A 24,419-nucleotide genomic window follows, 5' to 3' on the forward strand; every position below is an offset into this window, starting at 1 on the left:
GCCCGGTCCGGCGTGCGGACCGGGCGGGCGCCCCCGTGCGGGTCGTGCGGGGCTCAGGCGCCGACGATCTCCCGCATCAGGCGGGCGGTCTCCGACGGCGTCTTGCCGACCTTGACCCCGGCGGCCTCGAGGGCCTCCTTCTTGGCCTGCGCCGTGCCGGCCGAGCCGGACACGATCGCGCCGGCGTGGCCCATCGTCTTGCCCTCGGGGGCGGTGAACCCGGCGACGTAGCCGACGACGGGCTTGGTGACGTTGGCCGCGATGAAGTCGGCCGCGCGCTCCTCGGCGTCGCCGCCGATCTCGCCGATCATGACGATCGCCTCGGTCTCCGGGTCGTCCTGGAAGGCCTGCAGGCAGTCGATGTGCGTGGTGCCGATGACCGGGTCGCCGCCGATGCCGACGCAGGTGGAGAACCCGATGTCGCGCAGCTCGTACATCATCTGGTAGGTCAGCGTGCCCGACTTGCTGACCAGGCCGATGCGGCCCTGCTTGGTGATGTTGGCCGGGATGATGCCGGCGTTGGAGCGCCCGGGGCTGATCAGGCCGGGGCAGTTCGGGCCGATGATGCGGGTCGCGCCGCCCTGGGCGTGCGCCCAGAACGAGGTCGAGTCGTGCACCGGGATGCCCTCGGTGATGACCACGGCCAGCCCGATCTGGGCGTCGACGGCCTCGATGACGGCGGCCTTCGCGCCGGCGGGCGGCACGAAGATCACGCTGACGTCGGCGCCGGTCTCCTTCATCGCCTCGGCGACGCCGCCGAACACCGGCACGCCGGCGCCGTCGAAGTCGACGCTCTGGCCGGCCTTCTTCGGGTTGACGCCGCCGACGATCGCGGTGCCGGAGGCGAGCATGCGCTGGGTGTGCTTGCGCCCCTCCGACCCGGTCATGCCCTGGACGATGACCTTGCTGTTCTCGTTGAGGAAGATCGACATCTCGTGGGTCCTGTCTGGAGAAGATGGAACGGCCCCGTTCCAGGGGCCCGCCCCGAGCCTGCGAGGGGTGGGGAGGAAGGGGGTCCTTCCCCTAGGCGGCGAACTCGGCGGCCCGGCGCGCGGCGCCGTCCATCGTGTCCACCAGGGTGACCAGCGGGTGGGCGGCGTCGGCGAGGATCCGCCGGCCCTCCTCGACGTTGTTGCCGTCGAGCCGGACGACCAGCGGCTTGGTCGCCTCGTCGCCGAGCAGCTGCAGCGCGTGCACGATCCCGTTGGCCACCGCGTCGCACGCGGTGATGCCGCCGAAGACGTTGACGAAGACGCTCTTCACGGCCGGGTCGGACAGGATGATGTGCAGCCCGTTGGCCATCACCTCGGCCGAGGCGCCGCCACCGATGTCGAGGAAGTTGGCCGGCTTGACGCCGCCGAACTCCTCGCCGGCGTAGGCGACGACGTCGAGGGTGCTCATGACCAGGCCGGCGCCGTTGCCGATGATGCCGACCTCGCCCTCGAGCTTGACGTAGTTGAGGTCCTTCTCCTTGGCCGCGGCCTCGAGCGGGTCGGCCGCGGCGGTGTCCTCGAGGTCCTCGTGGCCCGGGTGCCGGAAGCGGGCGTTCTCGTCGAGGGTCACCTTCGCGTCGAGGGCGAGGACCGTGCCGTCGGGCGCCTTGGCCAGCGGGTTGACCTCGACGAGCGTGGCGTCCTCCTGGCTGAACACCTCCCACAGCTGCACGGCGATGGCGATCACCTGGTCGCGCACCTCGGGGGCGAAGCCGGCGGCGTCGACGATCTCGGCGGCCTTGGCGGCGTCCACGCCGACCGTGGCGTCGACCGGGATGCGAGCCAGGGCCTCGGGGCGCTCGACGGCGAGCTGCTCGATCTCCATGCCGCCCTCGACGCTGGCCATCGCCAGGAAGGTCCGGTTGGCGCGGTCGAGGAGGTAGGAGAAGTAGTACTCCTCGGCGATGTCGCTGGCCTGGGCGACCATCACGCGGTGGGTGACGTGCCCCTTGATGTCCAGCCCGAGGATGTCCTGGGCGCGGGCCCGGGCCTCGTCGGCGTCGTCGGCGAGCTTGACGCCGCCCGCCTTGCCGCGGCCGCCGGTCTTCACCTGCGCCTTGACGACGACGCGGGTGCCGATCTCCCGCGCGATCGCCTCGGCCTGGTCGGGTGTCTCGGCCACGCCGCCGGGCAGCACGGGTACACCGTGCGAGGCCAGCAGGTCACGCGCCTGGTACTCGAAGAGATCCACGGACAGGCACCGTAGCCCCCGCCCGAGCGGCCTGCCGCACCGGCGGTGGAGGGGGTGGGACGGGTCACAGCCCCCGCGACGACGCCGCTGGTCAGGGGGTCCCGGCGCCTCGCAGCGCGGCGACGACGTCGTCGGGCGGGGTGCCGTCGGGGAACCGCAGCACACCGGCGGGCAGGCCGCCGGGGTCCCCGAGGACGGCGACGGGGACGTCGCCGGCGCCGGCGGCGCGCAGCCGGTCGAGCAGGTCGGCGATCAGGTCCGGAGGCACCGCGGCCAGGCCGACGGCGTCGGCGTCCTCCTGGACGACGGTCGCGGCCAGCGGCCCGGCGGCGTCCGGCACGCCGGTCAGCACCACCTCGGCGCCGGCGTCGCGCAGCGCCCGGGCCAGCGCGACCGCGCGCGGGTCGTCCGGCCCGCCGGGCCCCGCGACGACCACCCGCAGCCGCTCGGCCCCGGTCACCCGCTCCCGGTCCGGCGCAGCCGCCAGGCGAGGAGGGTGAGCAGCGCGTAGGCGAGGCCCGCGACCAGCAGCCCGGCGCCGGGGACGGTCCACTCCAGCTCGTCGGAGGCGACGGCGTCGCGCAGGCCGGACAGGCCCGCCGCGAGCACGGTCACGGCGACGGCGAGGAACCCCCCGACGGCGGCCAGCCGCGGCCGCAGCGACGGGGAGAGCACCGACCCGAGGACGACCGCACCGGCGAGCAGCAGCCCGCCGAGCAGCGCCAGCCCCGGCCGCTCGAGCAGCGCCTGCGGGCCCTGCTGCTCGACGACGACCTCCAGGCCGGTGGCCGGGTCGTCGACGAGGCGGTCGGGGACGTCGGCGGCGGGCAGCGCCAGGCAGAGCACGGTGAGGACGCCGAGCAGCACCGCCGCGCCGGCCAGCCCCGACCGGACGGGGTCGAGGGCGCCGCGGTCCTCCATCACGGTGCGACTCCACACGGCGGCGGCACAGACGCCGGCCAGCACGGTCAGCAGGAGCGCGACGACCGCCAGCCACCAGCCGGGACCGGTCTCCACCGAGCTGGTCAGCACCCGCTCCCCGGCGAGCACCTCGACGCCGGGCCGCACCGTCGAGGCGCTGCCCCGGTACACCTCGATGAGCAGCGCGCCCAGCGCCAGCGGGCCGCCGACGCCGGCGTAGGCCAGCCCGAACCGGGGCACCCGGCCGGCGGCCAGCCCGGCTCCGACGGCGACCGAGGTGACCGGCACGACCAGGCCCACGAGGACCCCGCCGAGCCCCCCGCCGAGCGTCAGCTCGCGGTCGCCGACGACCAGGTAGGGAGGGAACAGCGCGGCCAGGCCGGCGAGGCCGGCGAGCACGAGGAGGACGCCGGCGACCCGGGCGGCGCGGGGGACCTCGCCGACGACGAGGCCGTCGGCGGGGACCGGCTGCCCGGCGGCACGGCCCGGGGCGAGCGGGGCCCGGCCGTCGGCGGCGGCGATGCCCGCGCCGCGCCGGTCGGGCCGGGCCGCGGCGGGTCGCCGGTCACCGCCGGCCGTGGCGCGCCGTGCGGTCGCGCCGCCGGCCCGGTCGTTCCGGGTGGTGCGTTCCGGGCCGGCCACGGGTCCCCCTTCGTCGTCGAGCAGTGTGGAGCGCCTCTTCGTCGAGATGTGTCACAGAACGGCGTCGATCTCGTCGAGACGCGGCATCCCGCCGTGTGACCGTCGCCACACGGGGGCATTACCGTCCTGTGAACGGAGCACAGCGGAGTGCTCCGGCCGCCGACGGGACCCCACCCGTTCCGGGCCGACGAACGGAGAGGGCACGTCCATGCACACGACCGCCGGCCCGGGGTCCCGTCCAGCGTCGCACACGGCGGCGCCCTCTCCCGGGACGTCGCGGGGCGTGCTGCGGGCGCTCGCCACACCGGCGACGGTGACCGGTGGGCTGACCGAGCTGGCGTGGGTCGGCGCGCACGTGCTCATGTACCCGCTGGGCACCTGGACCGAGGTGCTGCGGCCCGACGAGCGCTGCCGCCCCGGCGAGCAGCCGCCCGGCGTCCGCGCCCTGTTCGCCGCCGACCCGCTGGCCGCCCGCACCCCGGTCCTGCTCGTCCACGGCCTGGTCGACAACCGCTCGGTGTTCACGCTCATGCGGCGCGGCCTGCGCCGGCGGGGCTTCGCGCAGGTCTGCACCTGGAACTACAGCCCGCTGCTGGGCGACATCGCGCAGGGCGCCCGCGACCTCGGCGAGCACGTCGAGCGGATCTGCGCCCGGACCGGGCACGACCGCGTGCACCTCGTCGGGCACAGCCTCGGCGGCCTCATCGCCCGGCACTACGTGCAGCTGCAGGGCGGCGGCCGCCGGGTCGAGTCGCTGGTCACCCTCGGCACCCCGCACGGCGGGTCGGTGCTGGCGCACCTGCTGCCCACGCCGATGGTCCGCCAGCTGCGGCCGGGCTCGCCGGTGCTGCAGGAGCTCGCCGCCCCGGCACCGGACTGGGACACCCGCACGACCGCCGTCTACAGCGATCTCGACCAGCTGGTCCTGCCGACCCGCAACGGCCGGTGCGACCACCCCGACCTGCGGGCCCGCAACGTGCTCGCGCGGGGCGTGGGGCACATGTCCCTGCCGCACCACCGCGGCGTCGTCGACGAGGTGGCGGCCACGCTGGCGGGGCTGCGCCCGGTCGCCGCGCCGACGCCGGTGCCGGCGGCGGTCGCCTGACCGCTCCGCTCGCGCGGTCGGTCGACTCGGCGACACGCGCGGCGGCTTCCCCCGCCGCGACCTGACGGAACGTTACGGTCCGATCACGGAGCCGGTGCCCACCGGCGGGCGCCCCCGGGCGCCTCCACCGCCGTCGCTCCCCCGACGGACCGCTGCACCCGGCGGCCCCCGGAGCGTGGACGAAGGGGATCTCGGTGACCGCGCTCGTGGAGCCCGCGGCCGGCCGCGCGCCGGCCGAGCCCGAGGCGACCGGCCGGATCCCCGGCCTGCGACCGGTGGCCCCGGTGCCGCCCGCCGCCGTCCTGCCGGCACGGACCACCCGCCGCGCCCCGGCCGCTCCCGCGACCGACACCCCCGCCGCTCCGCAGGCCACGACCCCCGAGGCCGGCGTCCCCGCGGCCGGCACCTCCGACGCCGGCGTCCCGGCGGCGGTTGCGCGCCGCTCCGTGCGCCGTCCCCCCGGTCGCCGCGGCGCGCTGTGGCTGGCGGCCCTGGTCGTCGGCGCGGTCGTCGCCGCCGTCCCCGGCTTCACCGGCAGCACGGCCGGTCCCGTCACCGCCAGCGCCGCCGACTACGGGCTGGGCGCCGCCGACCTCGGGTTCACCGGCGACATGGACGACGCCGGCGTCCGCCAGGGCATCACCCAGGCCGAGGCCGCCGTCCGGCTGTCCGAGCTCGCCGCCTCCCGCGCCGCCCGCGAGCCGGAGACGGTCCTGCCGACGTCGGGCCGGATGACCACCTGCTTCTGCACGCGCTGGGGCTCCATGCACTACGGCATCGACCTCGCCGCCCCGCTCGGCACGCCGATCTACGCGGCCACCGACGGGGTCGTGCTGCGGGCCGGCCGCGCCTCCGGCTACGGCAACGCCGTCTACATCCAGGACGCCGACGGCAACGTGCACGTCTACGGGCACATGCGCTACTACGACGTCGCGGCCGGCGACATCGTGCACGCCGGCGACCAGATCGCGAAGGTCGGCAACGAGGGCCAGTCCACCGGCCCGCACCTGCACTACGAGATCCACCGCGGGGGCATGACCGGCCGGCCGATCGACCCCGAGGAGTTCCTCGCCGAGCGCGGCGTCACGGTGTGATCCGTCGGCCTCCGGCCGACACCGCGGCCAGGTGCCGTACCCCAGGTGCGCGGAGCCGTTCCCTGCCGCTCGTCGGGGACCCTCCGGGCCCCGCTCCTCACGGCGCCTCGCCGGGCGGCTCCAGGCTCCTCGTCGGGAGACGCTCCGCGCCCCCGCTCCTCGGGGCTAGAGCTTGACCAGCGGGGCGTAGCGCAGCACGAGCCGCTTGGTGCCGCCGGAGCCGAAGTCGACCGTGGCCTGCGCCTTGTCGCCGGCACCGTTGACCTCGACCACCGTGCCCAGGCCGAACGCGTCGTGGCTGACGCGGTCGCCGACCTCGACGGCGATGACCGCCCGGTTGCCCCGGCCGCCGCGGAGCCCGCCCGTGGACAGCCCGGTGGCCGCCACCCGCTGCTGCGCCGACGAGCCCGTGCTCGGCGACGGCGTCGGGTCCGTGCGGGCCCAGTGCACCGTGTCGGAGGGCAGCTCGTCGAGGAAGCGTGACGGCGGGTTGTAGGCCGGCTGCCCCCAGCTGGTGCGCACCGTGGCGCGGGAGAGGAACAGCCGCTGCTCGGCCCGGGTGATCCCGACGTAGGCCAGCCGGCGCTCCTCCTCCAGCTCGCGCGGGTCGCCGAGCGCCCGCAGGTGGGGGAAGACGCCGTCCTCCAGGCCGGTGAGGAACACGACCGGGAACTCCAGGCCCTTGGCCGTGTGCAGCGTCATCAGCGTGACGACGCCGGCCTCGTCGCCGGTGACGGGGATCTGGTCGGCGTCGGCCACCAGCGAGACCTGCTCGAGGAAGTCGGTGACCGTGCCGCCGGGGTTGGCCGCCTCGAACTCCGCGGCCACCGAGATGAGCTCGTTGAGGTTGTCGACGCGCCCCTCGTCCTGCGGGTCGGTGCTCGCCTCCAGCTCGGCCAGGTAGCCGGTGCGGTCGAGGATGCTCTCCAGCAGCGCGGCGGGGCCCGAGCCGGTCTCGACGAGCCGCTCGAACTCCTCCAGCAGCGCGACGAAGTCCTGCAGCGCCTTCAGCGAGCGCGGCGCGAGCGTGGTGATCTCGGGGCACCGGCGCAGCGCGGTGGCGAACGCGATCCGCTCCCGGTCGGCGAACTGCTCGATGCAGGACTCCGCCTTGTCGCCGATGCCGCGCTTGGGGGTGTTGATGACCCGGCGCAGGCTGACGACGTCGGCCGGGTTGGCGACCACCCGCAGGTAGGCCAGCGCGTCGCGGACCTCCTTGCGCTCGTAGAAGCGCACCCCGCCGACGACCTTGTAGGGCATGCCGACGCGGATGAACACCTCCTCGAAGACACGGGAGGCGTTGTTGGTCCGGTAGAAGACGGCGATGTCCGCCGGGCGGGCCTTCCCGGCGTCGACCAGCGCGTCGATCTGCTCGGCCACCCAGGCGGCCTCGTCGTGCTCGTTCTCGGCGACGTAGCCCTCGATGAGCTCGCCGTCGCCGGCGTCGGTCCACAGGTTCTTCGCCCGGCGGCCGGTGTTCTTGGCGATGACGGTGTTGGCCGCCCGGAGGATGCGCTGGGTCGAGCGGTAGTTCTGCTCGAGCAGGATCGTCGTGGCCTGCGGGTAGTCGCGCTCGAACTCGTCGATGTTGCGGATCGTGGCGCCGCGGAAGGCGTAGATCGACTGGTCGGCGTCACCGACGACGCACAGCTCCGCCGGCGGGACGGGGCCGTCCCCCGTGCCCACCAGCTCCCGGACGAGCACGTACTGCGCGTGGTTGGTGTCCTGGTACTCGTCGACCAGGACGTGGCGGAACCGGCGGCGGTAGTGCTCGGCGACGTCGGGGAACGCCTGCAGCAGGTTGACCGTGGTCATGATCAGGTCGTCGAAGTCCAGCGCGTGCGCCTCGCGCAGCCGCCGCTGGTAGAGCGTGTAGGCCTCCTTGAGCACCTTCTCCGGCGCCGTCTCCGGGCTGAAGGACTCCTCGTCGACGAGCTCGTTCTTCAGGTTCGACACCTGCGCGGCGAGACTGCGGCCGGGGTAGCGCTTCGCGTCGAGGTCGAGGTCGCGGGCGACCATCGTCATCAGGCGCACCGAGTCGCCCTGGTCGTAGATGGTGAACGACGACTTCAGGCCCAGCTTGGCCGCCTCGGCGCGCAGGATGCGCACGCACATGGAGTGGAACGTCGACACCCACATGGCGCGGGCGCGCGGGCCGACCAGCTGGGCCACGCGCTCCTTCATCTCGCCGGCGGCCTTGTTGGTGAAGGTGATCGCCAGGACCTCGCCCGGCTGCACCCCGCGGGCGCCGAGCAGGTAGGCGATGCGGTGGGCGAGCACCCGGGTCTTGCCCGACCCGGCGCCGGCGACGATGAGCAGCGGACCGCCCTCGTGGACGACGGCCTGACGCTGGGGGCCGTTGAGCCCGGCCAGCATGCGGTCCAGTTCCCGGCCGGCCGAGCCGGGGGCGGAACGCTGGAGCGCGGCGGTTCCGGGGAGGGCCTGCTGCACGCTGCTCATAGACACACCACTGTAGTTCGGGCGGGCGACGATCCCGTCCGCCGTGGCGGTCGCGTGCGGCGCTGTGGCACACTCCCCGACGTGCTGCTCGCCACCGTCCGCTTTTACTACGGGCACCGGGTCCCGGTGTCCGTCGCCGCCGGCTGAGCAGCCGCCGCAACGAACGCCCCGGGCCCGAGGAGCCCGGGGCGTTTCTCGTTCTCGGGGTCCTCCGGCCTCCGCCGCCCCACCAGGAGACCGAGATGAGCGCCACCCTCACCCCCGCCGACGACCGGATCGCCGAGCTGCGGGACGAGATCGACGCCTGCGACGCCGAGCTGATCCGCCTCGTGCAGCGCCGGCTGGCCGTGTCGCAGGAGATCGGCGAACTGCGTCGCGCCACCGGCGGCACCCGGCTGTCGCTGTCGCGCGAGCAGCAGGTGCTCGCCCGCTTCCAGGACGCGCTCGGCCGCGACGGCGCCGCGCTCGGGATGCTGCTGCTGCGCCAGGGCCGCGGCCGCCTCTGACGGGGCCGTTCCACCAGCTCACCCGTGCCGCTGGTCGGCCGGCGGGAAGTCGGCGTGGCGGTGGACCAGCCACCAGTCGCCCTCGACGCGCCGGTACACGTGGGTCACCCGGATCGTCATGTCCCGCGGCTCCCCGCCGTCGACCCGGACGGTCCCCTGCTCGGAGCCGACGGTGTAGGCGAGGTCGCCACTGACGTCGACCACGTCGTAGCGCGGGACGAGCCGGCCGTCGCTGAAGCGGCTGCCCACCCACTCGAAGGTCCCCGTGACGGCGTGGTGGCCCCGCTCGATCGGCCCCCAGGCGCCGAACAGGGTCACGTCGGGCGAGTCCGCCCAGCAGGCCGCGTACGGACCGGGGTTGCCGGCGCCCATGGCGGCGAGGCCGTCGGCGACCCGGTCCAGGGCCCGGGACAGCGCAGGGTCCACCTCGGCTCCTCCCCCGACGGGCCGGCGCGGCCCGTCGTGCACCCGCCCCCGTGGCCTGCCAGGATCCGCCCGCCCCGTCCCCGGCGGAACCCCGGGACGCGTGTCACACCGACGCCGGCTGCGTCGTCTCCATGGACACCCCCACGGAGAGGACTCCCCGCCATGACCGAGACCCGCACCGCCCGCATCCCGCTCGACCCGCCGCGCACCCTCCTCACCCGGGTCGTGGACCGCTGGTCGCGTCGCCGGTTCGGCACGACGCTCACGCCCGCGGCCGCCATGGGGCACCACCCGCGGCTGCTGCTCACCCAGATGCGCCACGAGCAGGCGCTGGCGCGGTGGAACCGGCTGGACCCCACCCTCAAGACGCTCGCGGTCATGTCGGCGGCGGTGACGGTCGGCTGCTCCTGGTGCGTCGACTTCGGGTACTGGGTCACCGTCCAGGAGGGCGTCGACCCCGCCAAGCTGCGCGCCGTGCCCACCTGGCGCGACAGCGACGTGCTCAGCGACCTCGAGCGCCGCGTGGTGGAGTACGCCGAGGCGATGAGCACCACGCCGATGGGCGTCACCGACGAGATGGTCGCCGCGCTCCGCCGGGACCTCGACGACGCCGCCCTGGTCGAGCTGACGACGATGGTCGCCGTGGAGAACAGCCGGTCGCGCACCAACAGCGCCCTGGGGCTGCACAGCCAGGGCTTCAGCGACCGCTGCGAGATCCCGGTCCGCGCGTGAGCGACCCGCTGCCGGCGTTCGACGCCCACCGGCGCCTGCTGTTCGCCGTCGCCTACCAGATGCTGGGCAGCGTCGCCGACGCCGAGGACGCCGTGCAGGACGCCTGGCTGCGCTGGTCGGCCGCCGACCGCGGCGACGTCGCCGACCCCCGCGCCTACCTGGTGCAGGTCACCACCCGGCTGGCCCTGGACCGGCTCGGCTCCGCCCGTGCGCGACGGGAGACCTACGTCGGCCCCTGGCTGCCCGAGCCGCTGCTGACCGGGCACGGGGGCGACCCGGCCGACGACGCGGTGCTCGGCGACGAGGTGTCGCTCGCGCTGCTCGTCGTCCTGGAGAGCCTGTCCCCCGCCGAGCGCGCGGTCTTCGTGCTGCGCGAGGTGTTCGGGGTGCCCGCCGCGGAGGTCGCTGCCACCCTCGGCCGCTCGGAGGCCGCGGTCCGGCAGATCGGCCACCGCGCCCGGGAGCACGTGGCGGCCCGGCGGCCGCGCTTCGACGCCGACCCGCGGGCCCACCGCGAGGTGACCGAGCGGTTCCTCGCCGCCTGCCTGGGGGGCGACGTCGACGCGCTGCTGGCCGCCCTCGCCCCCGGCGCGGTGCTGGTGACCGACGGCGGCGGCCGGGCGCGGGCGGCGCTGCGGCCGATCACCGGCGCGGACAAGGTCGCCCGCTTCCTCGCCGCGGTGGTCCGGGAGGGGGCGTCGCTGCCGGGGCTGCGGATGGGCCTGGCAGAGGTCAACGGACGCCCCGGCGTGGTCGCGGAGACCGACTCCGGGCCCTACGTGGCGGTGTCCCTGGTGGTCACCGGCGGGCTGGTCGAGCAGGTCCTCGTGGTGCTCAACCCCGACAAGCTGGCCGGCCTGCGGAGGTGAGGCGCGGCCCGGGCGGCTCAGTAGGCTCCGCCGGGTGACCGCGCCCCCGCCCCCGGAGCCCGCCGCGCACGTCGAGCGCGCCCTCTGCGTGCTCGCCCACCCCGACGACGTCGACTTCGGCAGCGCCGGGACCGTCGCCACCTGGACCGCCGCGGGCACCGAGGTCTCCTACTGCATCGTCACCGACGGCGACGCCGGTGGGTTCGACGACACCCCCCGCGACCGGATGGGCCCGTTGCGGCAGGAGGAGCAGCGTGCCGCCGCGGCTGCCGTCGGCGTCACCGACGTCCGCTTCCTCGGCTACCCCGACGGGCGGCTGGAGCTGACCCTCGACCTGCGCCGCGACATCACCCGGGTGATCCGGCAGGTGCGGCCGCAGCGGGTGCTCACCAGCTCGCCGGAGCGGTTCTACGAGCGGATCGGCGCCAGCCACCCCGACCACATGACCGTGGGCGAGTCGACGCTGCGCGCGGTCTACCCCGACGCCCGCAACCCCTTCGCCTTCCCCGAGCTGCTGGCCGACGAGGGCCTGGCGGAGTGGACGGTGTCGGAGGTGTGGCTGGGCGCGAGCCCGCGGGCCGACCACGCCGTCGACGTCACCGACGTCGTGGAGCTCAAGTTCGCCGCGCTGAAGAGCCACGTCTCGCAGGTCGCCCACGTCGAGGACCTCGAGGGGTGGCTCACCGGCTGGATGGCGCAGACCGCCCGCCGCTTCGGCCTGCCCGAGGGGCGCCTGGCCGAGGCGTTCCACGTCGTCCACACCGCCTGACCGGCCCCGGGCGCGGAACGGGGCCGGCCCCGGAGGACCGGCCCCGCACCTCGGCTGTCAGGCGGCGTGCTGGTGGCCCAGCCCACCGCCCTCCTCGGCGAACGTGCCCTCGGGACCGGCGGGCGCCGGCAGCTCGAAGGGCCGGCCGGGGACCCGCTTGCCCGGCACGCCGTTCACGCTCTCCGTGGAGTACGCGAACGTCAGCATCGCGAAGGCCACGAGGTCGCTGTTGACCTCCAGCGCGTGCTCGCTGAGGTTGGTGATGTCGTCGCAGGCCTCGTGGTAGCACGGGTCGAACTGCTCCTCGGCCGTGCCGCCCCAGATCGCCACCTGCGCCTCGGTCTTCAGCACCTCGGCACCCGTGAACAGACCGCCCGCGGGGATGCCGGCCTCGATGAAGGCCTGGTAGTCGCTCCGGGCGTCGAACGCGGTGTCGTCGTACGGCTCGCCGACGAGCGTGTAGTACGACTCGTACACGTCCTCGATCGCCTCCGAGCCCTCGGGGATGGTGATGCCCTCCGGTGCTGGGAACGTCGACTCGTCGGCGTCATACACCATGAAGATGTAGTTGGGCGAGCCGATCATGTCGTAGTTCATGTAGAGGGCGATGCGGTCCTGCTCCGCCTGGGACAGCCCCTCGACGTAGTCCGTCGAGCCGACCAGCCCCTGCTCCTCGGCGGCCCAGAAGCCGAACCGCAGCGTGTTCTGCGGGTGCGAGTTGGCCAGCAACAGCGCCGTCTCGAGCAGCGCGGCGGTGCCGGAGCCGTCGTCGTTGATGCCCGGCCCCTCGGTGACGCTGTCGAGGTGCGCGCCGGCCATCACGACGTTGTCGGTGTTCTTGCCCGGCAACTCGGCGATGACGTTGTAGTCGGTGCGCGTCTCGGCGGGCAGGACGTGCACGTACGCCGTCGACCCCTCCGCGGCCAGCTCGACGCCGTCGGCGAAGCTGGCGCCGACCACGGGGATGCCGTGGGTGACCGGTCCGGGTGCCCCGGGAATGGGTTCGTCCACGCTGCTGGCGTCGGCGACGATGAGCTCGAGGCGGTCGGGCGCGTTGCCCTGGTTGAAGACGATCACGGCCTCGGCGCCGGCCTGCTCGGCGTAGTAGGCCTTGGTGCCGAAGAAGCAGGTGCCGCGCTGGACGAGCGCGATGTCGTTCTCACCGCTCCAGTCGATGCCGGCGAAGTCCTCGGCCTCGCAGCCGCTGGTGCTGGCGCGGTCGCCCTCGAGGTTGATGTCCACCGGGATGACCGGACCGGTCACCTCGCCGGAGCCGCTGCCGGTGAACACCCCGGTCTCGTAGTCGGCCTCGTCGGGGGTGAGCTGGCGGAGCTCAGCCGGGAAGTTGAAGGTGATCTCCACCGGGTCCAGCGTCACCTCGTAGCCGGCGTCCTCGAGCAGGCTCGACACGTACTGGACGCTGTCGGCGTAGCCGTCGGTGCCGGCGGCCCGGGTGCCCGGGTACACCGGGTCGGTGCTGTTGTCGGCGATCTTCTGGAGCGCCTCGAGGTGCTCCATGACCCCGTCGAGTGTCATGCACTCGAGGAGCTTGTCATAGGTGTTGTTGCTGCGGTGCTCGCACCCACCGCCGCCGTGGGACCCGCCCCCGCCCGGTGCCGCGACCGCGGCGGTCGCGGGCAGTGCGAGCGCCACCAGCAACCCGCCTGCTCCCGCGGCGAGGACCCTCGTGCCGGTCCGTGCCGACCCCGTCCGTCGATCTCCCATCCCGTTTCCTCTCGTCCGGCCCGCCGGGCAGCTGTGGCCGACGGACGCGTTCCGGTCTCGGACGCGGGTGAGGATGGCCCCGGGCGGGACGGGCGGTACAGGGACGGTCGCCGACGGGTACCGGAGACGGCGCGGCCTGGGAGGACCCTGGGAGACCGCTGGGAGCCGTGCTCGCCAGCACGGATGACGGAGTGTGACGCAGGACACGCCTCGACGGTGGGTTTCACCGTCGGTCACCGCAGGAGGACGATCAGCTGACCTCCCGGCAGCTCAGAGGAGCCGGTTGGTCGCCGCCCAGCGGGTGAGCTCGTTGCGGTTGGACAGCTGCAGCTTGCGCAGCACGTTCGACGCGTGCGACTCGACCGTCTTCACCGAGATGAACAGGCGCGACCCGATCTCCCGGTAGGTGTAGCCGCGCGCCAGCAGCTGCATGACCTCGCGCTCGCGCGCGCTGAGCAGGTCCAGCCCGGGGTCGGTGGCCGGGTCCTCCGGCTGCGCCGCCGACGGGGAGGTCGCGGCGAACGCGTCGAGCACGAAGCCGGCCAGCCGGGGGCTGAAGACGACGTCGCCCTCGGCGACCCGCTGCACCGCCGCGACCAGCTCCGGCCCGGAGATGGTCTTGGTGACGTAGCCGCGGGCGCCCGCGCGGATGACGGCGATGACGTCCTCGGCGGCGTCGGACACCGACAGCGCGAGCCACCGCACCTCGGGCAGCTCGCCGCGCAGCGCCTCGAGCACCGCGCGGCCCCCGCCACCGGGCAGGTGCACGTCGAGCAGCACCACGTCGGGGACGGCGGCGCGGATGCCGGCGATCGCGGCGTCGGCGTCGGCGGCCTCCCCCACGACGGTCACCGCGTCGCCGAGCTCGTGGCGGACGCCGGCACGGACCATGGCGTGGTCGTCGACCAGGAAGACCGACGGGCGCTGCGGTGCGCTCACGCGGCGTCCTCGCGCGGCAGCACGAGCTCGACCTCGGTGCCCTCGCCCGGCGCGGACCGGACCGTGGCGGTCCCGCCGAGCCGGATCACCCGGGAGGTCACCGAGTCGCGCAGCCCGCGCCGGTCGGCCGGCACCGTGGCGGGGTCGAACCCGGCGCCGCGATCGCGGACGAACACCGACACCTGCGCCGGGGTCACCTCGGTGTAGAGGTCGGCGGAGGACACGCCGGCGTGCTTGGCCGCGTTGACCAGCGCCTCGCGGGTGGCGGCGCCGAGCGCGGCGAGGGCGTCGTCGACCGGGGCGTCGCCGACGACGACCGGGTCGACGGTGAGCGCGTGGTCGCCCTCCACCTCGGCGACCATGTCCGACACCAGGCCCGCCCAGGTGCCGCCGGCCGCGGTCCGCGGCTCGTAGAGCCAGGTGCGCAGCTCGCGCTCCTGGCTGCGGGCCAGCCGGGCGACGGCCTGCTGGTCGCCGGCGTGCCGCTGGATGAGCGCGAGGGTCTGCAGCACCGAGTCGTGCAGGTGGGCGGCGACGGCGGCCCGCTCCTCCGAGCGGATCCGCGCGGTGCGCTCCACCTCGCGCGAGTCCAGCAGGCGCCGCCAGAACGGCGCGGTGGCCAGCACCACGCCGACGAGGATGACCACGGTGGCGACGAAGCCGTTGCGGGCGGCGGCCAGCTGGCCGGTGGTGGCCAGCAGCAGCACCACGCCGATGGCGGCCAGCACCGCCCCGCCGGCCAGCACCCAGCGGACGCCGGGCCGGGCGAGGGTGCGGTCGGTGTCGAGCTGCCGCCAGATGACGGCCAGGCCGCCGGCGACCAGCAGCAGCGGGCCGATCAGCTCGCTGCTGCCCCAGGTGGCCAGGTTCGTGACCAGCACCAGCGCGCCGAGGCCGAGCAGCACCATGGCGGCGGTCTGCCGGCGGCTGGGCTGGGGGGCCACGTCCTCGCCGGTCTCGCCCAGCGGCATGAAGAACCACAGCACCGGATAGACGACGAGACCGACACCGGTCACGGCGAGCGCGAGGAACAGCGCCCGCACGAGGAGGGGGTCGGCGCCCAGGTGCGCCGCCGTCCCCGCCGCGACGCCGGCCAGCATCCGGCCCGAGCGGGGGCGCACCAGCGGCGGCCGCCCGGACGGTCCGGCGACGGCGGGGGCCGCGGCGGGCACCGGCGCGGGCGGTGCGGGCGGGGTGTCCGGGGCGGCCGGGGTGGTCGCACCGGACGCCTCGCCCACGGGGGTGGACACGGTCCTGGTCACGATGACGATCGTCGCACCGCGCGGGCCCTCCCCGGTACCGGGAGGACCCCGGACGGGCAGGACCAGGGTCGGATGGGGGCCTTCCCCGATGTCCCGCGGGCCGCGGCGTCGGCACGCTCTGTGCCATGACCGCTCCCTTCCCTCCCGAGGCCCCGCTCGTCGGCGGCCCACCCCCGCCCGGACCGGCCGCCCGGCCGACCCTGCGGCGCAGCCGCACCGACAAGGTCGTCGGCGGTGTCGCCGGCGGCCTGGCCGAGTACAGCGGCGTCGACCCGCTGCTGTGGCGGGTCGGCTTCGTCGCCCTGACCCTCGCCGGCGGCACCGGCATCGCCGTCTACCTGCTGCTGTGGCTGCTCATGCCGGCCGGCCCGCGCCACCCCGCCGCGGCAGGCGCGCCCGCCGCTCCGCCGGGGCCGCGCTCCCCCGTCGCCGGGATCACCGTCGCCGGGCTGCTGATCGTCGTCGGCCTGATGGTGCTCGTCACCCGCTACACCGGCCTCGACCTCGGTCCGCGCGGCTTCCTCGCCGGGGCGCTGCTGGTGGTCGGGCTCGGCCTGGTCGCCTCGGCCTTCAGCCGGGGCCGGGCGCCGCGCGGCGGGCTGATCGCGCTCGGCTCGGTCCTCACCCTGGCGCTGCTGTTCACCTCGTCGGTGTCGGCCTGGACCGACGGTCACGGCGGGGTCGGCGATCGCGAGTACAGCCCCGACTCGGTCGAGGAGGTGCGCGCCGTCTACGACCTGGGCGCCGGGAACATGGAGATCGACCTGGGCGGGATCGACGCCGACGACCTCGACGGGCAGGAGGTCCGCGTCGACCACGGCCTCGGCGACCTGGAGATCACCGTGCCCGAGGACGCCGACGTCCGGGTCGTCCTCGAGCAGGGCGTCGGTGAGGCGGAGCTGTTCGGGGAGACCACCGACGAGGGTGGCTACTTCCGCGCGGAGGACGGCGACGGCCGGGCCGAGCTGGTCCTGACGATCCACCACGGAGCCGGTGACCTGGAGGTGTCCCGTGCCTGACTACAGCGAGTTCCCCACCACCCCCACCGCCTGGCAGGAGCGCGCGCTCGCCGACGCCTGGCAGCACCCGAGCGCGCTGGAGGTGCCGGAGCCGCCCCGCCGTCGCCGTCCCGACCTGGTGGCCCTGGTCCCGGGCGCCGTCTTCACGGTCCTGGCGCTGGTCTTCCTCGCCGGGGTGACCCTCCCGCTGGGCTTCCTCGCCGACGGCGGCCTGCTGTGGCTGCTGCTGGTGGGCGCCGGCGTGGGCCTGCTGGTGAGTGAGCTGCGCAAGGCGCGCCGCAGGCGCTGATCCCGACGGGGAGGGACGGGACGAGGGCCCGGGGAGCGACGAGCTCCCCGGGCCCTCGTCCGTCAGCGGCGGGTCAGGTCCACGTCACCTTCGCCGACGCCTGTCCCGTCTTCTCGTAGTGCTCGACCCGGACCTCGTGCGTCCCCTCGGTCAGGGTGAGCGTCGCCGAGCCGGTGCCGCCGGTCGCCCAGCGGTCGACCTGCAGCTGGCCGTCGACGTACACGCGGATCCCCTCGTCACCGGTCGCGGTGAAGGTGTGCGGGCCGGCGGTGAAGGAGAAGACGCCGGTCCAGCGCGACGAGAAGTTGTTCTGCCCGGCCCCCGGCGGCCCGCCGGTCCCCCAGTTGCGGTCCAGCGGCGCCGCCTCGCAGCCGGTCGACACCGGGGTGCCCGACAGGGTGCGGTTGGCGAAGTACTGCGCCCGGTACTGGCCCGGTGCGCACGTGGCCCGGTACGCCGCCGTGTAGGTGACCGCGCTCGCCCCGACGGCGACCTGGTGGGTCTGCGCCCCGCCGTCGGACCAGGAGGCGAACTCCTGCAGCACCCCCGCCGACGTCTGCGGTGACGGGGCGGACAGGCTGGTGGTCGCGCCGACGATGAGCGTGGCGGTGAACGGGGTGGCCGCCGTCCTGGTCCCGAGGGTGGCCTGCAGGCCGGCGGGCTGCGTGGCCACGGTGACCTGCACCGTCCGCGGCTGCAGGTCCCGGGTCACGGTGGCCGTCCGCCCGGCCGCGTCGGTGGCCGTGAGCCGCAGCTGCAGGTACGCGGGGTACTCGTGGTCCGGGGCCGGCATGGAGGCGCCGGACACCCCCGTCCAGGTCTGCAGCGGGTGGTCGTGGCAGTCGGCGGGACAGTGCTTGAGCACCATCTCCCACTTCAGCGCGCTCGCCGGGAGCGGCTGGCCGGCGGAGTCGGTCGCCGATCCGGCGAAGGTGATCGGCTCGCCGACCTGCCAGGTGGTGCCCGCCGCCGGGGTGTTGATCTGCGGGACCGGGTTCCCGGTCGCCGCCGCGGTGGACCAGTCCAGCTTGGCGACCGCGGCGCCGCCGGTCTCGAACCACTCGACCCGCACCTGGTGGGCGCCGGCGGTCAGCGGCCGGATCCCGGTGAACGTCGTCGCCGCCTGGTCCTGCCACTGGTCGATGACCGTGGTGCCGTCGACCGCGACCCGGATGCCGTCGTCGCTCACGGCGGTGAAGGTCGTGTCGCCGGCCGCGAAGTCGAACGTGCCGGTCCAGCGGGCCGAGAAGTTGTCCGGCCCGACGCCCGCCGGGGCACCGGTGCCCCAGTCGTGGGACAGCGGCGCGGCCTCGCAGGCGGTGACCGCCGGCGTGCCGGTGAGCGTCTTGTTCGGGAAGTACTCGGCCAGGTACTGCCCCGTCGGGCAGGTCGTCGGCCCCGGGGTCGTCCCGCCGTACACGACCCGCCGGATCGTCCCGCCGTTGAGGTCGGCGTAGAACAGCTCGCCCTGCGGCGAGAGCTCGAGGTCGACCGGGCCGGCGGCGTCGGTGACGAACGGCCGCGCCTTCAGGCGGTCGGGCAGGCCGTCGGTGCCCTTGGTCATCACCCAGATGCAGTTGCGTGAGTAGTCGGAGAAGAACAGCGCGCCGTCGTACTCGGCCGGGTAGGGGCCGCCCGAGTAGAACTGGAACGAGACGCCGGAGGTCGACGAGCCGCGGGTCACGTTGCAGTTGTCGTTGGCGTTGAGCGGCTGCCCGTGCCGGTACGGGTAGTAGGGCGCGGTGACCGCCGACGCCCCCTGGGCGTAGAGGTCCTCGCAGATCTTCACGTTGAGCCCGTCGTAGGCGGGCTGGCGGTCGTTGCCCTCGTAGCAGGGCCAGCCGAAGTTGCTGACGCCGGAGGTCGGGGCCGCCAGGCGGTCGATCTCCTCGAAGGTCCCCCACCCGACGTCACCGATCCACAGCTCGTCGGTGCCGGGCCGCTGTGTCATGCGGAAGGGGTTGCGCAGCCCGTGGGCCACGATCCGGCGTGCGTTGGCGTCGGTAGCCGCCGCGTTGGGGTTGTCCGGCATGGCCGCGCCGGTGTCCGGGGACACGCGGATCACCGTGCCGTCGAGGGAGACCGGGTCCGCTGGGGTCCGCAGGTCCTGGGAGCGCAGCGCCCCGCCCTCCGCGGTCGGCGGGGTCATGGCCCCACCGACGCCGCCCGGCGGGTCACCGCAGGGGTTGACCGGGCTGCCGTCCTGGCCGTAGTCGGCGAAGTCGAAGCTCGCGCCGTCCCCGCCGGAGGCGTAGAGCGCGCCGTCCCGGCCGAAGACCAGGTCGCCGGTGCTGTGGCTGGGGTACTGCTGGCACCAGTCGTGGATCAGGTCCTGCTTGGTCGTCGTCGTGCCGGTGAGCGTCAGCTTCACCAGCTTGCCGCTCACCACGCAGCCGTCGCTGGTGGCCCCGGGCGGGCTCGGGCAGGGGTCGCTGTCGGCGCCCGCCGTCCCCCAGCGCGGGGCCGTCCCGCCGACCGGCCCGTCGAAGGTGTAGAGCGCGTAGAGGTAGGGCCGGGTCGGGAACCCGGGGTCGACCGCCAGCCCGAGGAGGCCGCGGTCCCAGAAGTTGTGCACCTCGGTGCGCAGGTCGGCGACCTGGGTGGGGCTGGTGTCGCCCACGCCGTCGAACACCTGGATCGTGCCGCGCTTCTCGGCGACGAAGACGCGCCCGTCGGGGGCGAAGCGGACCGCCGTCGGGTTGACCAGGCCGCTGAAGGCCGTGGTGTCGCTGAACCCCGGCTGGGGGGCGGCCGCCGCCGGCGTCGCCGACGGCAGCACCACCGCCAGGCACGCGGAGAGCACCAGGAGCAGGGCCGCGGCCAGGACCCCCGCTCCACGTCCCGTCCGCCGTGCGCGTGCAGCCCAGCCGTCCATGGCGATCCCCGTGTCCCTCCGGGCCCTCCCGCGGGGCCGGGTGCGGGGACGCTAGGCCGCGCCGGAGCCAGCCAGGCGGGGCCGCCGACACGCCGACGGTGCTGTGACCTGCGCCACAAGGCGTGGCGTGACGCCGCGTGCCCGCCGGACGACGCCGGACCGCTGACGGCCCGGGGCGCCTACTCCCACTCGATGGTGCCCGGGGGCTTGCTGGTGACGTCGAGGACGACCCGGTTGACCTCGGCCACCTCGTTGGTGATCCGGGTCGAGATCCGGGCCAGGACGTCGTAGGGCAGCCGGGTCCAGTCGGCGGTCATCGCGTCCTCGCTCGACACCGGGCGCAGCACGACCGGGTGCCCGTAGGTCCGCCCGTCACCCTGGACGCCGACCGACCGGACGTCGGCCAGCAGCACCACGGGACACTGCCAGATCTCCCGGTCCAGCCCCGCCGCGGTGAGCTCGGCCCGGGCGATGGCGTCGGCCCGCCGCAGCACGTCGAGCCGCTCCTGGGTCACCTCGCCGACGATGCGGATGCCCAGGCCCGGGCCGGGGAACGGCTGGCGCCACACCATCGCCGCGGGCAGCCCGAGCTCCAGGCCGACGGCGCGGACCTCGTCCTTGAACAGCGTCCGCAGCGGCTCGACGAGGGTGAACTGCAGGTCCTCGGGCAGCCCGCCGACGTTGTGGTGGCTCTTGATGTTGGCCGTCCCGGTGCCGCCGCCGGACTCGACGACGTCGGGGTAGAGCGTGCCCTGCACGAGGAAGTCGACGCGCTCGCCGTGCTCCCTCGCGTCACCGACGACGTCGAGGGCGGCCTGCTCGAAGACCCGGATGAACTCCCGGCCGATGGTCTTGCGCTTCTCCTCCGGGTCGGAGATCCCGGCCAGCGCGCCGAGGAACCGCTCCCGCGCGTCGACCACCCGCAGGTCCACCCCGGTGGCGGCGACGAAGTCCCGCTCGATCTGCTCGGTCTCGCCCTCGCGCATGAGGCCGTGGTCGACGTAGACGCAGGTCAGCCGGTCGCCGATCGCCCGCTGCACCAGGGCCGCGGCGACGGCGGAGTCGACGCCGCCCGACAGCGCGCACAGCGCCCGCCCCTCGCCGACCTGCGCGCGGATCCGCTCGACCTGCTCGTCGACGACGTTGGCCGCGGTCCACGTGGGCTCGAGGCCGGCGATGTCGAACAGGAAGTGCTCGAGCACCGTCTGCCCGTGCGCGGTGTGCCGCACCTCCGGGTGGAACTGCACCCCGGCCAGCCGGCGGTCGACGTCCTCGAAGGCGGCCACCGGCGCACCGGTGGAGGTCGCGGTGACGGTGAACCCGGGCGGCGCGAGGCTGACGGCGTCGCCGTGGCTCATCCACACCGACTGCTCGACCGGCAGGTCGCCGAAGAGCCGGCCGCCGGTGGTGACCGTCAGCGGGGTGCCGCCGTACTCGCGGTCGCCGGTGTGCGCGACGGTGCCGCCGAGGGACTGCGCCATCGCCTGGAACCCGTAGCAGATGCCGAAGGCCGGCACGCCGCCCTCGAACAGCGCGGGGTCGACCTGCGGCGCCCCGTCGGCGTACACGCTGGAGGGTCCGCCGGAGAGCACGATCGCCGCCGGCTGCCGCTCCAGGATCTCCTCGACGGGTACCGACGACGGCACGATCTCGGAGTAGACCCCGGCCTCGCGGATGCGCCGGGCGATGAGCTGGGCGTACTGCGCGCCGAAGTCGACGACGAGGACGGTCGGGAAGTCCATCAGTCGGGACGACCCCCGAGGACGAGGTCCACGCGCTGGAACTCCTTGAGGTCGCGGTAGCCGGTCTTGGCCATCGTGCGGCGCAGCGCCCCGAAGAGGTTGGTGCGGCCGTCGGAGGTCTCGGCCGGCCCCAGCAGCAGCTGCTCCAGCGACCCGCGGGCCGGCACCGGCGCCGAGGTGCCGCCGCGGGGCAGCCGCGGGTGGGCGGCGACCGAGTCCCACCACACGCCGGCGGCCGGGGCCTCGCGCGCCGCCCGCAGCGGCTCGCCGATCTGCACCGCGTCGGCGCCGCAGGCCAGCGCCCGGGCGATCGCGCCGCTGGTCTCGATCCGGCCGTTGGCGATGACGTGCACGTACCGGCCGCCGGTCTCGTCGAGGTAGTCGCGGCGGGCGGCCGCGGCGTCGGCGATCGCGCTGGCCAGGGGCACCCGGATGCCCATGACGGCGTCGCCGGTGGAGAAGCTGTCGGCGCCCACGCCGACGATCACGCCGGCCGCGCCGGTGCGCATGAGGTGCAGCGCCGTCGTGTAGTTGGCCGCCCCGCCGACGATGACCGGGACGTCGAGGTCGGCGATGAACGACTTGAGGTTGAGCGCGGCACCCTGGGTGGTCACGTGCTCGGCGGAGACGATCGTGCCCTGGATGACCAGCAGGTCGACCCCGGCGGCGAGCACGGTGGGGGCGAGCTGCTCGGTGTGCTGCGGCGAGACCCGCACCGCGGTGGTCACGCCGGCGTCGCGCATCTCCTTGATCCGGGCGCTGATGAGGTCGGGCTTGACCGGCTCGGCGTAGACCTGCTGCAGCAGCGACACCGGCGGCGGGGCCTCGGCGGCGGCGTCGCGCAGCTGCCGGTACACCGGCAGCGGGTCGTCGTAGCGGGTCCACAGCCCCTCGGCGTTGAGCACGCCGAGACCGCCGGCCTGCCCGACGGCGATCGCCGTCGCCGGGCTGACGACGGCGTCGCTCGGGCTGGTGACCAGCGGGATCTCGAAGCGGAAGGCGTCGATCTGCCAGGCCGTGGAGACGTCGTCGACGTCGCGGGTGCGGCGGGAGGGCACGATCGAGATCTCGTCGAGGTCGTAGCCCCGGCGGGCGAACCGGTTCATGCCGATCTCGACGGTGTCACGGGCGGGCATGGTCAGCGCCCCCGGTAGTTCGGCGCCTCGACGGTCATCTGGATGTCGTGCGGGTGGCTCTCGGTCAGCCCGGCCGCGGTGATCCGGATGAGCCGGCCGCGCTCCTGCAGCTCGGCCACGGTGGCGGCACCGGCGTAGCCCATCGACGCGCGCAGCCCGCCGACGAGCTGGTGGGCCACGGTGGCCAGCGCCCCGCGGTAGGGGACCTGGCCCTCGATCCCCTCGGGGACGAGCTTGTCGTCGGAGAGGACGTCGTCGGCGAAGTACCGGTCGCGGCTGAAGGACTGGTTGCCGCGCTTCTGCATCGCGCCGAGCGAGCCCATCCCGCGGTAGGTCTTGAACTGCTTGCCGTTCATGAACACCAGCTCGCCGGGGGCCTCCTCGACCCCGGCGAACAGCCCGCCGATCATCACCGTGTCGGCGCCGGCGACGAGGGCCTTGGCGATGTCGCCGGAGTACTGCAGGCCGCCGTCGGCGATGACCGGCACGCCGGCCGGCCGGCACGCCCGGGCGGCCTCGTACACGGCGGTGAGCTGGGGTACGCCGACGCCGGCGACCACGCGGGTGGTGCAGATCGACCCCGGCCCGACGCCGACCTTGACCGCGTCGACCCCGGCGTCGACCAGCGCCTGCGCCCCGGCGCGGGTGGCGACGTTGCCGCCGACCACCTGCACGCCGCCGTCGCCGCCGAACTCCTTCCGCACCCGGGCGACCATGTCGAGCACCGCCCGCTGGTGGCCGTGGGCGGTGTCGACGACGAGCACGTCGACCCCGGCGTCGACCAGCAGCCCGGCCCGCTTGAAGGCGTCCTCGCCCACGCCCAGCGCGGCGCCGACGACCAGCCGGCCGTCGGCGTCCTTGGTGGCGTTCGGGTACTGGTCGCGCTTGACGAAGTCCTTGACCGTGATCAGCCCGCGCAGCCGGCCGGAGTCGTCGACGATCGGCAGCTTCTCGATCTTGTGCTGGGACAGCAGCCGCAGCGCGGTGTCGGCGTCGACGCCCACCGGCGCGGTGACCAGCGGCATCCGCGTCATGACGTCGCGCACCAGCCGGTGCTGGTCGGTCTCGAAGCGCATGTCGCGGTTGGTGACGATGCCGACCAGCACGCCGTCGTCGTCGACCACCGGGGCACCGGAGATGCGGTAGCGGGCCGAGAGCGCGTCGACCTCGGCGAGGGTGTTGTCCGGCGAGCAGGTGACCGGGTTGGTGACCATGCCGGCCTCGGAGCGCTTCACCAGGTCGACCTGGCCGGCCTGCTCCTCGGCGGCGAGGTTGCGGTGCAGCACGCCGACGCCGCCGACGCGGGCCATGGCGATCGCCATCCGGGCCTCGGTGACGGTGTCCATCGCGCTGGAGACCAGCGGGACGGCGATCCGGATGCCGCGGGTCAGCCGGCTGCTGGTGTCGACCTCGGCGGGGACGACGTCGGACTCACCGGGGATGAGCAGGACGTCGTCGTAGGTCAGGCCGAGCGGGGCGAACTCCGCCGGCAGCTCGGGGCGGTGCCCGTCAGGTGCGTGGTCGTCGGGCTGCATGGTCGCCGCCACCCTCTCGGTCGGATCAGCCCCCCGCCGGGTGCGCGGGAACCGTCCTCGATCGTAGGCCGGGCCGCCGGAGGCCCGGGACGCCGCCGGGAGGTGCTGGGCGTGGGAACGGGAGGTGGGGGCGGCTACCGTGTCCTGCGGACGTGCGGGCCCCGCGCGCCCGTGCCGAAGCGAAGCGCC

Annotated in this window: 21 protein-coding genes; 8 read left to right on the forward strand and 13 right to left on the reverse strand. The window is 74.8% G+C overall.

Going from position 1 to position 24,419, the window contains the following annotated elements:
- Nucleotides 1-53: 53 nt before the first annotated feature.
- The 4 genes from sucD to ACI8AD_RS03485 form a co-directional block, all read right to left on the reverse strand.
- Nucleotides 54-932: a succinate--CoA ligase subunit alpha gene (gene sucD / locus ACI8AD_RS03470; protein WP_456869163.1), complete on the reverse strand. Its 879-nt coding sequence runs from the start codon at nt 930-932 to the stop codon at nt 54-56.
- 91 nt (nt 933-1,023) lie between these two features.
- Nucleotides 1,024-2,184, reverse strand: a complete 1,161-nt coding sequence (gene sucC / locus ACI8AD_RS03475) for an ADP-forming succinate--CoA ligase subunit beta (protein ID WP_456869164.1) — start codon at nt 2,182-2,184, stop codon at nt 1,024-1,026.
- A 91-nt stretch (nt 2,185-2,275) separates the two neighbouring features.
- Entirely contained in the window at nt 2,276-2,644 is a 369-nt protein-coding gene (locus ACI8AD_RS03480) for a cobalamin B12-binding domain-containing protein (protein ID WP_456869165.1), read from the reverse strand.
- Nucleotides 2,641-3,747: a hypothetical protein gene (locus ACI8AD_RS03485; protein ID WP_456869166.1), complete on the reverse strand. Its 1,107-nt coding sequence runs from the start codon at nt 3,745-3,747 to the stop codon at nt 2,641-2,643. The genes ACI8AD_RS03480 and ACI8AD_RS03485 overlap by 4 nt, the downstream gene beginning before the upstream one ends.
- A 283-nt stretch (nt 3,748-4,030) precedes the next feature.
- Here ACI8AD_RS03485 and ACI8AD_RS03490 point away from each other — a divergent pair, with 283 nt between their 5' ends.
- On the forward strand, nt 4,031-4,852 hold the full coding sequence (locus ACI8AD_RS03490; protein WP_456869167.1) for a lipase family alpha/beta hydrolase: 822 nt from the start codon (nt 4,031-4,033) through the stop codon (nt 4,850-4,852).
- A 194-nt stretch (nt 4,853-5,046) separates the two neighbouring features.
- On the forward strand, nt 5,047-5,946 hold the full coding sequence (locus ACI8AD_RS03495; RefSeq protein WP_456869168.1) for a M23 family metallopeptidase: 900 nt from the start codon (nt 5,047-5,049) through the stop codon (nt 5,944-5,946).
- Nucleotides 5,947-6,111: 165 nt separating this feature from the next.
- On the opposite strand, the gene pcrA is transcribed toward ACI8AD_RS03495, so the two are convergent.
- Nucleotides 6,112-8,406 carry a DNA helicase PcrA gene (pcrA, locus tag ACI8AD_RS03500; RefSeq protein WP_456869169.1) on the reverse strand — a complete coding sequence of 765 codons (2,295 nt, stop codon included), beginning with the start codon at nt 8,404-8,406 and terminating at the stop codon, nt 6,112-6,114.
- A 242-nt stretch (nt 8,407-8,648) separates the two neighbouring features.
- Between pcrA and ACI8AD_RS03505 the strand changes: the two genes are divergently transcribed.
- On the forward strand, nt 8,649-8,912 hold the full coding sequence (locus ACI8AD_RS03505; RefSeq protein WP_456869170.1) for a chorismate mutase: 264 nt from the start codon (nt 8,649-8,651) through the stop codon (nt 8,910-8,912).
- Nucleotides 8,913-8,930: 18 nt separating this feature from the next.
- Here ACI8AD_RS03505 and ACI8AD_RS03510 read toward each other — a convergent pair whose 3' ends face one another.
- Nucleotides 8,931-9,338, reverse strand: a complete 408-nt coding sequence (locus tag ACI8AD_RS03510) for a YybH family protein (protein ID WP_456869171.1) — start codon at nt 9,336-9,338, stop codon at nt 8,931-8,933.
- Between the two features lie 162 nt (nt 9,339-9,500).
- Here ACI8AD_RS03510 and ACI8AD_RS03515 point away from each other — a divergent pair, with 162 nt between their 5' ends.
- The 3 genes from ACI8AD_RS03515 to ACI8AD_RS03525 are packed head-to-tail and all read left to right on the forward strand — an operon-like array spanning nt 9,501 to nt 11,708.
- Nucleotides 9,501-10,070 (forward strand): carboxymuconolactone decarboxylase family protein, encoded by a 570-nt coding sequence (locus ACI8AD_RS03515; protein WP_456869172.1) that lies wholly within the window; start codon nt 9,501-9,503, stop codon nt 10,068-10,070.
- A complete protein-coding gene (locus ACI8AD_RS03520) occupies nt 10,067-10,939 on the forward strand; it encodes an RNA polymerase sigma-70 factor (RefSeq protein ID WP_456869173.1) in 873 nt (290 codons plus the stop codon). Before ACI8AD_RS03515 ends, ACI8AD_RS03520 begins: the two co-directional genes overlap by 4 nt.
- A gap of 34 nt (nt 10,940-10,973) precedes the next feature.
- Nucleotides 10,974-11,708: a PIG-L deacetylase family protein gene (locus ACI8AD_RS03525; RefSeq protein ID WP_456869174.1), complete on the forward strand. Its 735-nt coding sequence runs from the start codon at nt 10,974-10,976 to the stop codon at nt 11,706-11,708.
- A gap of 57 nt (nt 11,709-11,765) precedes the next feature.
- On the opposite strand, the gene ACI8AD_RS03530 is transcribed toward ACI8AD_RS03525, so the two are convergent.
- The 3 genes from ACI8AD_RS03530 to ACI8AD_RS03540 form a co-directional block, all read right to left on the reverse strand.
- Entirely contained in the window at nt 11,766-13,361 is a 1,596-nt protein-coding gene (locus tag ACI8AD_RS03530) for a M28 family peptidase (protein WP_456869175.1), read from the reverse strand.
- Nucleotides 13,362-13,703: 342 nt separating this feature from the next.
- A complete protein-coding gene (locus ACI8AD_RS03535) occupies nt 13,704-14,372 on the reverse strand; it encodes a response regulator (RefSeq protein ID WP_456869176.1) in 669 nt (222 codons plus the stop codon).
- Entirely contained in the window at nt 14,369-15,634 is a 1,266-nt protein-coding gene (locus ACI8AD_RS03540; RefSeq protein ID WP_456869177.1) for an ATP-binding protein, read from the reverse strand. Before ACI8AD_RS03540 ends, ACI8AD_RS03535 begins: the two co-directional genes overlap by 4 nt.
- Nucleotides 15,635-15,759: 125 nt before the next feature.
- Here ACI8AD_RS03540 and ACI8AD_RS03545 point away from each other — a divergent pair, with 125 nt between their 5' ends.
- Both ACI8AD_RS03545 and ACI8AD_RS03550 read left to right on the forward strand, forming a co-directional pair.
- A complete protein-coding gene (locus tag ACI8AD_RS03545) occupies nt 15,760-16,653 on the forward strand; it encodes a PspC domain-containing protein (RefSeq protein ID WP_456869178.1) in 894 nt (297 codons plus the stop codon).
- Nucleotides 16,646-16,942 (forward strand): hypothetical protein, encoded by a 297-nt coding sequence (locus ACI8AD_RS03550; RefSeq protein WP_089402152.1) that lies wholly within the window; start codon nt 16,646-16,648, stop codon nt 16,940-16,942. Before ACI8AD_RS03545 ends, ACI8AD_RS03550 begins: the two co-directional genes overlap by 8 nt.
- A gap of 73 nt (nt 16,943-17,015) precedes the next feature.
- Here the strand turns inward: ACI8AD_RS03550 and ACI8AD_RS03555 are convergent, their stop codons facing one another.
- The 4 genes from ACI8AD_RS03555 to guaB all read right to left on the reverse strand — a co-directional run bounded on the left by ACI8AD_RS03555 (nt 17,016) and on the right by guaB (nt 24,230).
- A complete protein-coding gene (locus tag ACI8AD_RS03555) occupies nt 17,016-19,745 on the reverse strand; it encodes a PA14 domain-containing protein (protein ID WP_456869179.1) in 2,730 nt (909 codons plus the stop codon).
- A 251-nt stretch (nt 19,746-19,996) separates the two neighbouring features.
- Nucleotides 19,997-21,559, reverse strand: a complete 1,563-nt coding sequence (gene guaA / locus ACI8AD_RS03560; protein ID WP_456869180.1) for a glutamine-hydrolyzing GMP synthase — start codon at nt 21,557-21,559, stop codon at nt 19,997-19,999.
- Nucleotides 21,559-22,695, reverse strand: a complete 1,137-nt coding sequence (locus ACI8AD_RS03565) for a GuaB3 family IMP dehydrogenase-related protein (protein ID WP_456869181.1) — start codon at nt 22,693-22,695, stop codon at nt 21,559-21,561. The genes guaA and ACI8AD_RS03565 overlap by 1 nt, the downstream gene beginning before the upstream one ends.
- 2 nt (nt 22,696-22,697) lie before the next feature.
- Nucleotides 22,698-24,230: an IMP dehydrogenase gene (gene guaB / locus ACI8AD_RS03570; protein WP_456869182.1), complete on the reverse strand. Its 1,533-nt coding sequence runs from the start codon at nt 24,228-24,230 to the stop codon at nt 22,698-22,700.
- Nucleotides 24,231-24,419 lie beyond the last annotated feature (189 nt).

The organism is Geodermatophilus sp. SYSU D00766, from assembly GCF_054049915.1.